1 protein-coding gene is annotated in these 604 nt (G+C 40.6%); it reads right to left on the bottom strand.

Features of this window, described 5'->3' with window-relative positions; all coding sequences use genetic code 11:
* Positions 1-604: YDG domain-containing protein (locus tag ICE94_RS08415; protein ID WP_255539175.1), on the bottom strand; the 604-nt coding region annotated here is incomplete at both ends.

Here is a 604-nt window from a genome sequence, read left to right as displayed (position 1 = left end):
CATCAGTACTTGAGCCCGTCAATACAGCCGTACCACTCAAGCTCGCTGTTGTATTACCATCATAGGTCTTGTTCGCAGCTGTTAAACCAGAGATATCCAATGCCTTCTGAGTAATATTCGCGGTTGTTGTTGGTTGACTTGTAAAGCTATAGTTATTGACATCAGTACCACCATAAGTACTGGTTAATGTCACCGTCTTACCATCTGCTGCATTCTTAGTATCAAATAGACCTGTGGAAGATATTGTTATTAGGTCACCATTGATTCTGTTAGCGAATATCACCCCAGAGATACTAACTGTTGCTGTTCGATTGGCGTCATAAACTTTATTAGAAGCAGTAATACCACTCACAGTAACAGTTCTCTGCGAAACACTTAAGGTACCGGTTGTATAGCTAATGTTATAACCTAAACTACTTGTGGCACCACTCGTACCAATCGTGTGAGAACCAAAAATATAGTTACCTGATGTTGACGTTCCTGAAGCAGTAATCGATAAAGTGGCACCACCACTCAATACTTGAGTATTAGTATCACCGTTTTGATTACCACTAATAGAAGCCGTCAATGTTGGTGTTGCGTCACCATACACCATAGTCTTATT

The organism is Polynucleobacter sp. MWH-Loch1C5 (assembly GCF_018881775.1).
Classification (GTDB): Bacteria; Pseudomonadota; Gammaproteobacteria; order Burkholderiales; family Burkholderiaceae; genus Polynucleobacter.
The sequence above is the reverse complement of the archived record's forward strand: the minus strand, read 5'-3'. Positions and strand labels throughout refer to the sequence as shown.